Annotated in this window: 11 protein-coding genes; 2 read left to right on the top strand and 9 right to left on the bottom strand. The window is 38.6% G+C overall.

Annotation, left to right across the window (positions count from 1 at the left end; genetic code table 11):
- Window positions 1-253: 253 nt before the first annotated feature.
- The 4 genes from addA to NST21_RS06475 all read right to left on the bottom strand — a co-directional run bounded on the left by addA (window position 254) and on the right by NST21_RS06475 (window position 8,877).
- Window positions 254-3,982, bottom strand: coding sequence for a helicase-exonuclease AddAB subunit AddA (gene addA / locus NST21_RS06490; RefSeq protein ID WP_340888357.1), 3,729 nt, complete (start codon window positions 3,980-3,982; stop codon window positions 254-256).
- Window positions 3,979-7,470: a helicase-exonuclease AddAB subunit AddB gene (addB, locus tag NST21_RS06485; protein WP_340888356.1), complete on the bottom strand. Its 3,492-nt coding sequence runs from the start codon at window positions 7,468-7,470 to the stop codon at window positions 3,979-3,981. The genes addA and addB overlap by 4 nt, the downstream gene beginning before the upstream one ends.
- 190 nt (window positions 7,471-7,660) lie before the next feature.
- On the bottom strand, window positions 7,661-8,224 hold the full coding sequence (gene lepB, locus NST21_RS06480) for a signal peptidase I (RefSeq protein ID WP_340888353.1): 564 nt from the start codon (window positions 8,222-8,224) through the stop codon (window positions 7,661-7,663).
- Window positions 8,225-8,262: 38 nt separating this feature from the next.
- Window positions 8,263-8,877 (bottom strand): TVP38/TMEM64 family protein, encoded by a 615-nt coding sequence (locus NST21_RS06475; RefSeq protein WP_328114160.1) that lies wholly within the window; start codon window positions 8,875-8,877, stop codon window positions 8,263-8,265.
- 292 nt (window positions 8,878-9,169) lie between these two features.
- Between NST21_RS06475 and NST21_RS06470 the strand changes: the two genes are divergently transcribed.
- The gene (locus NST21_RS06470) at window positions 9,170-9,544 is read left to right on the top strand and encodes a hypothetical protein (RefSeq protein ID WP_340888350.1); all 375 of its coding nucleotides are present in this window, start codon (window positions 9,170-9,172) and stop codon (window positions 9,542-9,544) included.
- An 875-nt stretch (window positions 9,545-10,419) separates the two neighbouring features.
- On the opposite strand, the gene NST21_RS28725 is transcribed toward NST21_RS06470, so the two are convergent.
- The 5 genes from NST21_RS28725 to NST21_RS06450 form a co-directional block, all read right to left on the bottom strand.
- Window positions 10,420-10,524: a hypothetical protein gene (locus NST21_RS28725; RefSeq protein WP_445670482.1), complete on the bottom strand. Its 105-nt coding sequence runs from the start codon at window positions 10,522-10,524 to the stop codon at window positions 10,420-10,422.
- Between the two features lie 349 nt (window positions 10,525-10,873).
- A complete protein-coding gene (locus NST21_RS06465; protein WP_056528086.1) occupies window positions 10,874-11,191 on the bottom strand; it encodes a DMT family transporter in 318 nt (105 codons plus the stop codon).
- Window positions 11,191-11,526: a DMT family transporter gene (locus tag NST21_RS06460; RefSeq protein ID WP_056528084.1), complete on the bottom strand. Its 336-nt coding sequence runs from the start codon at window positions 11,524-11,526 to the stop codon at window positions 11,191-11,193. Before NST21_RS06460 ends, NST21_RS06465 begins: the two co-directional genes overlap by 1 nt.
- A gap of 79 nt (window positions 11,527-11,605) precedes the next feature.
- Window positions 11,606-12,190, bottom strand: a complete 585-nt coding sequence (locus NST21_RS06455) for a TetR family transcriptional regulator (protein ID WP_056528081.1) — start codon at window positions 12,188-12,190, stop codon at window positions 11,606-11,608.
- Between the two features lie 393 nt (window positions 12,191-12,583).
- Window positions 12,584-13,147: a competence protein ComK gene (locus NST21_RS06450; RefSeq protein ID WP_340888347.1), complete on the bottom strand. Its 564-nt coding sequence runs from the start codon at window positions 13,145-13,147 to the stop codon at window positions 12,584-12,586.
- A gap of 362 nt (window positions 13,148-13,509) precedes the next feature.
- Between NST21_RS06450 and NST21_RS06445 the strand changes: the two genes are divergently transcribed.
- Window positions 13,510-13,746 carry an IDEAL domain-containing protein gene (locus NST21_RS06445; protein WP_056528078.1) on the top strand — a complete coding sequence of 79 codons (237 nt, stop codon included), beginning with the start codon at window positions 13,510-13,512 and terminating at the stop codon, window positions 13,744-13,746.
- Window positions 13,747-13,781: the final 35 nt, after the last annotated feature.

The following is a 13,781-nucleotide window of genomic DNA, read 5'->3' as shown; positions in this document are numbered from 1 at the left end:
CAGCTCGTCTCCTTTAAAAAGGTATTTTATACATTAGTATATAGCAACCTCGCAACATTTTTCAAACAATTCTGTTTATTATTTAAGTAAAAAGAGTGCCTTAGTATTATCACCTACTGTCTACCTATGTGGGGATTTTTATATGGCATTTTCAAAAAAAACGGTCTTTCCCCGATTGAATACCGAGAAAAGACCGTAGCTTAATCTATTCTTTTTTTCAATGTCTATTTGCCAGGGTTTTACGCACTTCTCTTTATACTTCCAATAAATGCGCTCCATCGAAGAAAAATAAATAACGGCTCGTTACTTTTTTATTTAATATTCCTTCGACAGCCCTTGTGTAAAGCTGTAGCTGCATCCGGTATCGATCGGCAAGAATCTCTTTTGCCCCTTCTTCATACCCACTAGCAAAACGACCGGTTATTGTATCCGTTTTATAATCAAGCAACACAAGCCCTTGTTCATCCTCAAAAATACAATCAATAACACCCTGAATCAGAATTTCCTCTTCTCCAGTTGCCCAATCACTGTAAGCCTCTTTAGCCGGCAATGACATTGTAAATGGCACTTCACGGCGAATACTTTGAGCCTTCTGCATTCTTTGACCGATATCACTGTCAAAGAAATCAACAATCGTATCCGGATTCACAGCTTCTTTCTGTTCGTCGGTCAACAACTCGCGTTGAATCAGTTCAACCATCAATTGCTGAATCGATTGAATGGTAATCTCGTTTGATAAATCGATATGCTGCATGACTAAATGGGTAATCGTTCCTCTTTCAGCAGGAGTTAGTGACTTTTCTTGCATAAAAGTCGGACGCTTCGTGATTGGCCGCTTAAATTTTCTCAACAACTCTGTGGAACTTTGCTCATCCTTCAGTTCATATTGACGTTTTAGTTCAGAAACGGACTGCTTGGAACGATGCACGGAAGCCTCATGTTCTGGGTACTCCCATTTAAGCTGTTCCTTGATATCCTGAGAAAACTCGGAAACCATTTCGACCTTCTCTGACTTCTGAACATGCTCTAGTAATTGCTCTTGTGCGAGTGCCTCTTCATCATCCAGAACTGCCAGCTCTTCACTAGGAATGACAGAGATGGACCAATTTGATGGATGTGACTCCATTTCCCAGCCAAGACCAGCTGCCCCCTGAAAGTCTCGATGACGGACAAGGGATGGACCGATCCAATCAAGATAGCTTTTTGCACCAGCTCGTACATAGTCCTTTAATAACCAATCACCGTGTGTCGCATTACTTGCCCAATTATGCTGCATTTTTTCTGCATCACTGATACTGGCAATTAAATACAGCTTTTCCTTAGCCCTTGTAAGCGCAACATAGAGGACACGCATCTCCTCTGCAATTAATTCAAGCTGCTTCTTCTTCTTAAAAGCCAACTGTGGAAGGGATGGATACGTTATCCGCAATTCAGAATTCACATACTTAGCCGCAAAACCATAATCCTTATCCAGTAAATAAGGCTTTCGTAAATCCATCATATTGAATTGTTTAGAAAGTCCGGCAATAAACACAATCGGAAACTCCAGACCCTTTGAGGAGTGAATCGTCATCAGGCGGACTACATCTTCCTGTTCACCTAAAGCCCGAGCTGCCCCTAAATCATCTCCACGTTCCTGCATTCTATCAATGAAACGCAGAAAACGAAACAGACCACGGAATGAACTCGCTTCATATTGCCTTGCCCTGTCGTACAATGCCCTTAAATTGGCCTGACGCTGTTTGCCACCCGGCATTCCTCCTGCAAAATCATAGAACTGAGTTTCACGATACAGCAACCAGATTAAGTCGGACAACGCCTCCTGCCTGGCAAGCTTTCGCCACTTTACTAGCTTTTTATAAAATGATGAAGCTTTTTCATAAAGCCCAGGATGCTCATCTGAGTCACTCCTTCTGTAAAAATCAGCTAATGCTTCATAATAGCTACCTGTATGGAATAAACGGACCTGCGACATTTCTTCTTCATCCATCCCGACGATAGGTGAACGCAAAACGGAAGCCAAAGGAATATCCTGCTGGGGATTATCAATCACTTTTAATAAGGAAATCATGATTGCTACTTCTGTCGCCTCAAAATATCCTGATGACAAGTTAGCATAAACAGGAATCCCCTGCTTCTTAAATTCTTCCATAATTTGCGGTGCCCATGGCATAGAACGAAGGAGAATGACCATATCACGATAAGTCGCAGAACGGTATTGTTGGGTTTTCATATCATATATCTGATGCTTTTCGTTTATAGTCTTTTTAATGAGCTTGGCCATCAATCTTGCTTCGAGTTGCGCCTTTTCAAGTTCCTCGGCCTCGAATCCAATTTCCGACTCTTCTGTTTCTGAATGGGATTCTGCTCCATCAATTAAATGGAGTTCAATAGGGTTTGGTTTGTCTTCGGGATACGGCGCTCCTTTTTTCAACTGGGCGTCCTCATCATAATTAATCTCACCGACTGTAATCCCCATCAGCTGTTGAAATAAGAAGTTCGTTCCATCGAGAACTTCCTTACGGCTCCGGAAATTCCGATTTAAATCGATCCTCAGACCGGATTCGTTCCCATCATGGGTAAAGCGTGTGTACTTTCCAAGGAAAAGATTCGGTTCCGCAAGCCTGAAACGGTATATCGACTGTTTGACATCGCCCACCATAAACAGATTCCCACTATATTCCCCATCTGCCGTCACCAGTTTTAAAATTGATTCCTGAACTAGATTCGTATCCTGATATTCATCGACAAGTACCTCTTTAAACTGTTTCCGATATTCAATAGCAGCTGCTGATGGCTTTCGTTCACCATCTACGGTTTCCTCTGTCAAGATTTGAAGACAGTAATGCTCCAAATCAGCGAAATCGACCAAGTTTTTTTCCGCTTTTGCGGCGAAGAATCTTTCGTCAAACTGTTTAACGAGCATAACCAAGGTATCGACATATCCCTTCAGTTCTCTTATATCACGTAGATAACTTTCGGGCTTACGAGAAAAAAGCTCTTCCTGCAACGATTTTATAATTTTCTTTGCCTTATCACGATATTTGGTAGCCTCATCCGCAATATCTTTGACAAAGTCTGCTCCCGTGCAGCGTTTTGCCGTACCAAACTTCACGTTTTGGATTTCTTCATAAAGTGCGTTCCAAGAGTGATCTTTAACTCCCGATAATTTGGCAACAAGAGCAAGGTCAGCTAAATAGTTCTCTGCCCTTGGTGCTGGCCCCCCTGGTACCTTTGTCAGTTCGAGGGAGCGCTCCAATAAATCCTTGGCTGTATCCAACTGCAAACCAATATCGAATTTTAAGGACTCGATAAATGTAAGATCGTCTATTCCTGCATCATCAGCCAGATCATACATGGCAGCGGCACTATTTAGCCATTGATTTGGATCTGGATTCGATCGCGAAAAATCATAGAGAGACCGGACTATATTCTGAAGTGCATCGTCGTTTCGATCACTTGTAAAAGCATCAACCAAATTAAAGAACTCTTCATTATCACTCTGACCATACTGCTCTTCGAAAAGCACTTCCATTACTTCATCACGTAGTAGCTGTGCCTCTGTAGAGTCCGCAATTCGAAAGCCTGGGTCGATTTCCGTCAGATAATAATACTTCCTAATCACCTCTAAACAAAAGGAGTGAAGCGTGGAGATCGAAGCTCGATTAATCAAGCTCAACTGCTTACGCAGATGCTGTGAATGCGGATTTTCATTAATCGCTTTTTCTAATGCCTCGCTGACCCTGTGACGCATCTCGGCAGCCGAAGCATTCGTGAATGTCACAACAAGGAGTTCATCAACATCAATCGGATCATCTTCTGAAACAACCTTTTGAATAATTCGATTGACTAGCACCGCAGTTTTCCCTGAACCTGCCGCCGCTGCAACCAGAATGTCCTGATTTTTTGCCCAAATCGCTTTCCATTGATCTTCCGTCCAAGTAACGTCACCCGGAAGCGCAGGAATTATTGTTTTGCTCATCTTTCACCCTCCCCTCTTAATAAATCCAGAACATCATTTTGTTTCTTCTGAGCTAAATTCCTAAATTGATTCTCCTCCAAAGACTGATCGAATTGACATACTGATTTAAACGAACAGAAGGTACATGGGGTTTTTTCCTTTAATTTATATGGTGTGATATCTACGTCACCATCGACCATTCGATCACCCGCCTCCTGATAGACCCGGCGTACGTGATGATTCAAAAGTGAAAACTCTTCCCTACTCGCAACTTTGGAAGCTGCTAAAAGCGATCCATCCTTTTTAAATCCAGCTGGAATGATGTCAGATTTACTGGAAGTCTCTATATCAAGCGATGTATCCATCATCTGAATAACATTTGTATGATCTAATACAAGTCCATTCATTTTAAAGCTCTTATAGATTTCTTCCTCAATTTTATCCAAACTGAGCATACCCTTTGATTTAACAACCGGATTATGAACATGAAAATACAAAACACCGGCTGGAATCGCTTCTTTGCCGATAAGTGAATGGGAGTGGGTAACGACGATATCGAGATATGTCAGCATTTGCAGAGCAAGTCCATAGTACACTTCACTCATGTTTAGCTCCTTTTCACTCGATTTATAATCGAGCACACGCAAATAGACACCCTCACCTTCTTCCGCTTTATCAACACGATCAATCCGCCCAATTAATTCCATTTCCGTGCCGTTTTTCAGTGTGAACGAAAGTGGCGGCAGCTCTCCATTTTTCCCGAAGCCAAGTTCCAATCCTATTGGAGCAAATCCGCTCACCTTGGCATGTTCACTTAAGACGATTGATGCCCGCCCAATTACATGTTCCAATTTCCTTCGTAAATAATGATGCCGGTTCGTACTTAACAAAATCTGATTTTGAAGCTTTGGAGCAAGCCTTTCCACTGCGTTTCTGGCCAATTCCAAGCATTGCTCTTTTGTCAATGAAGACCAAGGAATATCATTTTCCTTTAAATAATCCGAAATCATTTTTAGCGCTCCATGGAACATTTCACCAATATCCGGTGCATCCAGACGGAAAATCTGCCTTTCCCTTAATTTCAAACCATGAGCAGCGTAATGGGAAAACGGGCAGCTATTAAACATTTCCATCCGCGATACACTTGTAAGAATGCTTTCACCATATAATTGCTTACTTGTTTCTTCAGATAATTTCTTCGTTTTATTTTGGTAAAAAAGACTCGATAATACCTTAGCTGCTGCGGGACCAACCATTTCATCTTCAATAATGGTATTGTATACATCCCACCAGAGTGAATGGATGGGGTAGTTTCGTTTTTTCAACTGCAATTGGGCAGCCAGATAAGACAGGGCCACATCATAATTCGCGGCATACTTCACCTGCTCCTCAGCAGACAGGTCCGATGGGTCGTTCATATAAAAAGAATCGGTAACGTGCGGCAGGACGTCCCTTACCCTCTTTAAATAAGAAGAGGGTAAGAGAGCTTTTCCTTCCTCATCGGCAAGCGGATACGATAAATAGAGCGCTTCAGCCGGTGTAGTAAATGCTTTATACGCTGTAAACTCCTCATCCAAGAGGCGAACCTTCGAACTTGGGGCAACGTCAAGTCCACTTGCCAAAAGCGTTTCGCGATCACTATCGGAAAATACTCCATCAGATACAGCTTTTCCTGGCAAGACCCCTTCATTTAGACCAATGACAAAAGCTGTCTTAACATCATCAAGACGAGATAGATCGAGATTAGCGACAAGCACTTGGTCAATTGCCGGCGGTACTAAAGAAAATTCAAGGGACTCCAGACCTGCTTCAATGATTACCGCAAACTGTTTCATAGAAAGCTCTTCTTCGCTTAACAGCTCGACGAATTGATCTAGCAGGTCGACGACTGCATTCCACGATTGTTCATGCTCTCTAGCTGAAACCAAATCTCCTGCTTCTTCGGCCTCCAGCTTTAGCTTTTCCAATTTTTCCGGTACATGTAATTCTTCAAGATATAGATAAAGGGCTTCGCATATTTCTCTACCATTTTGAGACTTTTTCACTCGTTTTGAGAGCTTCAAAATGGGCTCAGTAAATAATTGCTTCAGCTCATTCAGTTCCTGCTCAAGCTTCATTTCCTTATCCGTTTGGGCTCGGTCTTCGAGCTCTAGTCCACGGAAGCGGCGGTAGGTCCATCGATCTTTAGAAGTCCACTTACCTCCTTTAATCCCACGAGCAAGCACATAATTTTCAAGCTTATCTACCTGCTCACGCATTCGGTCGTGGCTTTTTTGAAGCGGGAATAGTAGCTCCGTTTTGATTGCCCGAAATACAGGTTCATAACGCCAATAGCCATTTATGATCTCCAATGTCGATCGAATCAGTTCAATCAGGGGATGATTGAGCATAGTTCGTTTAGAATCCACGAACAGTGGAATTTGATAATCCCGAAAAACTGTTTGTAAAATATCTTCGTATGCTTCTCCATTGCGAACTAAAATCGCAATATCCCGAAAGCGGTGCTGTTTTTGTCTGACAAGTGTTAAGATGTTCCGGGCGACCCCTTCAATTTCAGCCCTGCGGTTAACTGCCTGAGCAATCGTTACTTCAGAGGGGTTCTCAAAAGTTCGCGCAGGACGTTGGGCAAAATAGGTTTCCAGATGATTCAGCCCCGGACTCCCACCAAACCTTGCTGTACCGTTTAGAATGCGATCTTCTGCTATTGGAATTCCAGCCCTTAATCCCGCTTGATAAAGCTGATGATACAGATTCCCTGTTTGCCTGAAAAGCTGCAGATCATCAGGCGCATATTGTCTGTAGGGCTTATCTAATGTCAACGCAATTGTTACACTCTTGCACAGCTTCATCATTTCTTCTACAATCAATAATTCCTGTGGTGTCAAGCTGTAAAAACCATCGATGTAAATATCCGAGTCTCTTATATAGGAAGACTCTGACATTTTTTCTATAAGTAAAGTAAAATAGTCTTCAGAATCTAAATATTTTCCAATCATTTCATCCTCAAAAGCCTGATAAACCAGTTCAAGGTCATGTAGTTTATCCTGAATTCCATTGCCTCCCGGTGATGTTTCGGTCAAATAGTTTTGAATGTCATCCGGTTGGATGCAATATTGCTTGAATTCAGCCAGCATTTGTTCCATTTGAGCAATGAATCCCTGCTTATCAGCAGATCGGCGAAACATTTTCAAATCTTCTTTTTTATCATCCAAAATCTTTCGTATCAACATATTAACGCCAACACTGTCCAAATGAAGACGGCTCATTCCGCCAGTTTCCTGCAGAACGCGCCAAGCTAGCCTACTAAAACTGAATACCTGTGTCCGTATCATTCCAGCGAGGCCTGGCGTTTTAACTAATTTATATTCCGATAGAAACGTCATCTGATCAGGAACGAGGTAAATTATTGGATTGCCTTCGGGGTCCTTATCCAATCTGGAGCGAATTTCGTCCAAAACATTCGAAGTTTTCCCTGCACCCGATCTTCCTAGTAAAAAACGTAGTGACATCTTTTTCCCCCTTATACAACATAATATCTAGACCTATCATACCAGAAATACTGCCGTCTTTTTGACATGGTTTCTGTTTCCAGTTTCGATTTGTTTCCTATTATTTTACCGTTTCCTTAATAATAATACCAATCGTACGTTCGTGTTTTAATCAAAAGAAAAAGCCCTCAATAATTTCGGGCTTCCGCAATCATTCACCTTTAAACTGCAAATTAAATTCTTTGATTGGCCAATATCGCACATCAACTTTACCAACTACATTTTCAACTGGTATGTAACCAAAGTGGCGGCTGTCCGCACTTTCAAGACGATTATCCCCCATAACAAACAGCTTACCATCTGGGACAGTGGTCGTATCAGTGATTTCTTTTAATGTAAAATCACCCGTAAAGTTCTGCCCCGGGAACCCCTCCTTAAACTTCTCAAGATAAGGCTCATTCACTTTCTCACCATTTACATAAAGCCAATCATCCTTGTAACGAATGCGGTCACCTGCAATCCCTATAACTCGTTTAACATAATCTTCGTGTGAATTCGCATGAAAAACAATTATGTCAAATCGGTTGATATCCCTGATTTGATAATTAATTTTATTCACTACAAGTTTGTTACCTTCTTCAAGTGTCGGCTGCATCGACTCCCCTTCAACATCATAGCTTGAAAAGAAAAATGTACGGATTAAGATGTAAATAACAAAAGCAATCATGGCTGCTTTTACCCAGTCGGATAAAGAATTTTTGTTTGTTTTTTCCATCTATTTCAACCCCTACTGCTGCATTTATATTCTAATACTTATTTCCCTTCTTCTCTCTTCATGCTTTTATTTAGCCGGACTTCCAATCTTTTCCCTACATACCATAGGATAAAAATGACAATGCCTATGATAATTGTACGCACAGGCTTATGAATAATGGATGCAAGATCATAACCTACAAAGCTAATCGTAAAGATCATCACTGCTTTCCCACCTATAACAGCTAGTCCATATTGCAACGGGCTGACCTTTGAAAGTCCCGCCACGATGTTCACAATAGCCGATGGTGTAAAAGGGAAGCAGAGCAGTATAAACAGAAACCCGAATCCATGATTTTCCACCCAAACCATTAGCCTTTGCACCTGTTTATGTTTCTGCAAAAAGCGAAAAAACCTCATTTGACCATATCTTCTAATAACTATAAAGATCAGAAAAGCTCCCGCTACCGCCCCAATCCAAGAAAATAAAAACCCCCACCAGAGACCAAAAGCCGTTGCATTAGCGAGTACAAACACAAATAAGGGTAAAAAGGGCAAAAAAGCTTCCAGCATCGGTAGCAAAATTCCCGGGATTGGACCGAATGAGCGATATTGCTGAATAAGTGCCGATATATTATCAAGTGTAAACCACTCACGTATAGTATCCAAGTCCATAATTATCTCCCTCGACATGCCGACTATTAAAGCAGCATAAACTTATTAAAAAGCTGTTCTATTTTAGATATATCACTTTCCTCTGAAATTGCAAGAATTATTATCCATATATAATCATACTTTCCCTATCTCAGGAAAACATAATCTTATTAACAAAAATTTCATCATCCCAACAAACCGCTTGCATATCAACTGATAATCCATTAAGATGGATTAAAGAACATATGTTCTTATTTATATGAAGCATACATATTAATATGAAAACCTGCTTTTTTAGAAAGGAGCGGTCATGATGACCCGCATTCCAGAGGATGACCGAAATATGATTGAAAAAGCCATCTACCTTCCTATGGTGATTACAGTCTTAAACCGGGATCTCAAGGTCATCGAAATAAGTCCGTTTAAATTAAAAAGGCCCTATTCAGAACTAGTGGAACATGTTTTAAAAGCCGTTCAGGAAGAGCTTGCCGAGGTGCGGCGCTATTTGCGCAAGGAGAATATTAAGGTAAGTGAAATGAAACGCGATGAATCCTTTACGATGTATTGTTTTTTATATAAAGGATACGAGGAACATCATAATTATTTCAATCCCCGCCTTCGCAACAAAACCGAAGACTTATTGTGTAATTACTTTTTCGAAAGAAGTCATCGATCCAAGGAAGTTTAGGGAATGTATTTGTTTAAAACCGCCTATTGAAAGTTTATAATAATTTAAATGATGGGCTACTTTTTTCACATTATTTAAAAGGATCTCCTCCCTTTATCTGAAAAGGTTTTATTATTCATTTCAGAAACTTCATGCACTTACTAGGGGTTGTTTATTCCTATATATGAATGTGAATATTTACATTCAAAGAAATTCGTAGAGAGAGATATAAGGGGTTAATGGAACGCTGTTGGCTATATTTTCCTTGGATAAATAGTGTTATAGGCTCAAACTCTTCAGAAGAAGTATCTGTATATCACTCACTCCAATTGCTTCATAACTTTTAGTCAATATAAACACCTTAATTATGGTTAAAAAGGTTCTCCATGATAATAACAATATTGTTAAAGAAAATGACTCCAGAAGATTTAAAGGATTAACACCTTTATTCCATAACTTTGTAAATCCATTTGGTGCGTTATAAAGAAGCATTTCTGACTGGTTTTTTTCAAAAAGGGCATGTTTTAATCGTATGGTGGGTCTCTTAAAAAAAAGATTGGTCATCTTCTGTCTACGATGTCTCACAAGTCCCCTATTGTTAACAACTAACAACATAAGTATAAGAGATATTAAAATGGCAGATAAACGAAGTATATACGTATTGTTTGGAAAGGGATGTCCCTCTCTTTATGCCCCTTACCAAATATTCATTATGGGGGCTTATAAATATCCCCCATTTAAAATGAATATCAGATTCAAACAGCATCTTGGTGTATGAAAGGACTCGTCATGCAATCGTGAATTTCGCAAGGTAGTTTTACAACGCCACCATTTCGAACAAATCCTCTTAAAAAATAAAAGAGTACTAAATTATAAGTATAACAAAATCATTTTCTTTAATATATGAAACAATTGACATCCATTATACTGATGCCTATACCACTAATAAGTATAATTCGTTTAATATTTTTTAATTCTTTGTAAAAAAGCATTCCACTCAAAACGCTTATGCCATCTGAACCAATACCAGTCCAGATGGCATAAGCCTATCCTACAGGAAGAGTTTGTATGGCCACAGATAATAAATAAAAGCTAATTCCGGCGAAAAAAGTCAAGAAATCGTTGGTTAAATTTTGTAAAACCATCTGTAAGTTTCAATAAAATCAAACCTCCAATTTATGCTAATATTGCCATTATTAACATGACCCATGCCATTTTTATCATTTCTTCTTTACTTATAAAATGCCAATCTCTAACATTCCTCTAATAAAAAATAGAACCTAGCTATATTATCACCTCTTGTTTGTCATTCTATTCCAATGACGTTTTTCACTTTATTTTCAATTGTTATTACGATGATGTCATCTTTAAACCAATGACCCCTATTAAAATAAGACCAAGTGATATAAATTGAGAAAAAACAAATCGTTCTTTAAACCATAATATACCGACTAAAGTGATTCCTACACTACCAATACCAGTCCATACTCCATAAGCAACTCCAGCAGAAAGTACTTGCATAGCTTTAGAAAGGCAGTAAAATGAGAGTAAAAAGCCGATCGTCATCACGTATATAGGCCATTTTTTTCTTGTACCATCCATGTATTTCATTGCAATCGTAGCAATGACTTCCTCAAGACCAGCTATTAATAATAATCCCCAAGCCATTAATGCTCACCTCTTGTTTTCTCATTATCTTTTTTAGTGAATGTCTTCATTCCGATAATTCCTGATAAAAGAATCATCAGAAAGAAAATTTGTCCAAAAGAGTAAGATTCACCTAAAAATACCCCCGCGATATATGTGCCTACAGTTCCAATTCCTACGAATACAGTATAAGCCGCGGCTACAGGAATCGTTTTATAAGAACGAATGAGTAAAATGAAACTTACTGCAATTAAAAGAAAGGTGATTACCCAATCTAAAAAGGAATCTGCATACTTAAGTCCTGATGCCCAAACTACTTCTAAAATACCAGCAACAAGCACTAATAACCAACTCATATTAATCACCTCTCTTACTGAATGAATGTCAGTCATTTTTAATGAAATAAAAAGTATTGGAAAAGATCCAATAACTTATTTATGTTCTAAATAACGCTCTTTTTAAAAAGTTAAATATCTCACCCTTAAATACTTCGAGGGTATCATCTTGCTCATGACTTATAAAAAATCGTTCCGCTGAATTTTCAATAAGGTTTATAATCATTCTAGCCGTCCATTTAACATTAATGTCACTGATTATCTGGTTATTTTTAATGGCATTATCTATTATATCCTCAAGCCAAGAATAATAAGGCTGATATATCGATTCCCATTTCTCCATTGAATAATCTATAGCAAGCCCGGAATAACAAAGGACAATAACATCTTTATGTGCATCTGTTACGTTAAAGGTTTCATCAATCACAACTTCCAAGACGTCCCAAAAGTTTTTTTCCGTTTGAATCTTTTCCTTAATTCCTTCTAAAGTAATGGTAAGAAGGTTATCTGCAATAGCTGGTATTAAAGCCTTTTTTGAAGAGAAATATAAATAAAAAGTTCCTTGTGCCACTCCAGCCTTTTTTACGATATCTGAAATGGAAGTCTTATCAAGGCCTTTTTCAGGGATGACATCAATGGCGGCCTTTAAAATTTTTTCATATTTTCCATCAGGACTGCTTGCCATATTATGAACCTCCTTCGTGAATGAATGACTGTCATTCATTATATATTAATACTAATGAAATGTCAAAAAGGTTATGATGTTTTCCACAATCGAATGCATATAAAAGGATGCTCAATTCCTGATTCAGCGAAAAGGTTGATGGATTTTTCATATCATTGTAAAATATATCTTTCCATTGATTTCATTATAGGAGATATACTTATTATGGCACATCTATCTAAATGACGCCTGTCTTACAGTTTTGTAAGGCAGGTTTTTAATTTAGGGCAGTTTATATACCTGCTTAAATTAGAATAGGCGAACCTCCACTTAGGAAGTTCGCTTTTTGAGGTTTTAATAACATGATTGATACAAATCAACACTTCTTGCAAATGCTTTGCTTAACATAATTAGCTAGCGTGGATTATACTTTGACATCATCTCTGAAGCTTTTCCCCCATTTGCATCGGTGAACAAATAGAAAGACTTTCTCTTTGTTTCCTCAATCCTTTGGATTAGTTTAGTTTTTAAAAAAGATGTCCGATGCAGCTGGTTTTCAAAAGAACTGCATGATACTTCTATATCGATGGTTTGTTTATTTCGGAATGTAACCTTTGTATGTTTTGAATCTAAGCGATCATAGGATACCACATGCTCATGAGATAACCAGATGCATTGAGGACGTAAGGGAGATGTAGTCGGAAAGAAGAAAATTGAACTAGTTGGATCAATCGCAATCGGCGCTTTATGAGTGATATTTATAAGCTGTTTCGTTCCATCCTTTCGGCCCTCATAACTCGATCCAAAGTACTCACAGCTTTTCTTGACAATTTCCAAAGGTTTGAATGGGGAAATGAACTCGTCCTCCAATTCAACGATTTGGGCGTATATTTTACTTCCATAATTGATTGGCATAACCATTAAAGTATAGGGATTGATTTCATATTCTTCGATAATTCCCTGACAACTTTCCTTCAACTTACAACCACCTCTTCCTCACTGCTATTAAAAGTGTAACTTTCAGCATTTGTTTATTATTTTCCCTCTACTGAGAAAACAGCTAAGATTTCGATCAAGCCTTTTACCCTGCCCCCTCCCTAATACCCCATATGGCTATAGAATATAGGACAGTTAGTTAATATGTGTTAAATTCCTCACTATAATAGCACAATTAGAATAGGTTATAAGTAAGTTCACAAAAAATTAAAAATTCTTTTCAAACGTGGTCATTTCGTCATCTAAACGACACATTCCCTTTTAACATCCAAATATTTTAAATTTTCTGTTGATTTTATCCACATAAATCCATATACTAATAAAAAGGGTCAGGGGTGGTTACTTTGAAAAATGAAAAATCTTATTCAGAGTCAGTGAAGTCCTTATCAATGAGCGAAATGAAAAACGATGCTGTAGTTCAGGAAATGTTAATTGATATGATTATTCTAGAATCCGTCCTTAATACCAAAAAGAATATCCTTGCGAAACAAATTGATGAAGCGTTAGATACGAAAGACAAACCTTTATTCCTAAAACTAAGTTCTGAAATGAACATTTTGCTAAAACAATTTGGAAATTAAAAATGTTTGATTAAAAATAGCTAAATAATCAAAAA

This window comes from Peribacillus sp. FSL K6-1552 (genome assembly GCF_038005205.1).
GTDB classification, from domain to species: Bacteria; Bacillota; Bacilli; order Bacillales; family DSM-1321; genus Peribacillus; species Peribacillus butanolivorans.
Note: the sequence above shows the minus strand (reverse complement) of the source record. Positions and strands in the feature narration are given on the sequence as shown.

What these genes read in the sequence shown, in the direction of transcription:
- addA (WP_340888357.1), bottom strand. Translation starts at nt 3,982, where the DNA reads ATGAGCAAAACAATAATTCCTGCGCTTCCGGGTGACGTTACTTGGACG.
- addB (WP_340888356.1), bottom strand. Translation starts at nt 7,470, where the DNA reads ATGTCACTACGTTTTTTACTAGGAAGATCGGGTGCAGGGAAAACTTCG.
- lepB (WP_340888353.1), bottom strand. Translation starts at nt 8,224, where the DNA reads ATGGAAAAAACAAACAAAAATTCTTTATCCGACTGGGTAAAAGCAGCC.
- NST21_RS06475 (WP_328114160.1), bottom strand. Translation starts at nt 8,877, where the DNA reads ATGGACTTGGATACTATACGTGAGTGGTTTACACTTGATAATATATCG.
- NST21_RS06470 (WP_340888350.1), top strand. Translation starts at nt 9,170, where the DNA reads ATGACCCGCATTCCAGAGGATGACCGAAATATGATTGAAAAAGCCATC.
- NST21_RS06465 (WP_056528086.1), bottom strand. Translation starts at nt 11,191, where the DNA reads ATGGCTTGGGGATTATTATTAATAGCTGGTCTTGAGGAAGTCATTGCT.
- NST21_RS06460 (WP_056528084.1), bottom strand. Translation starts at nt 11,526, where the DNA reads ATGAGTTGGTTATTAGTGCTTGTTGCTGGTATTTTAGAAGTAGTTTGG.
- NST21_RS06455 (WP_056528081.1), bottom strand. Translation starts at nt 12,190, where the DNA reads ATGGCAAGCAGTCCTGATGGAAAATATGAAAAAATTTTAAAGGCCGCC.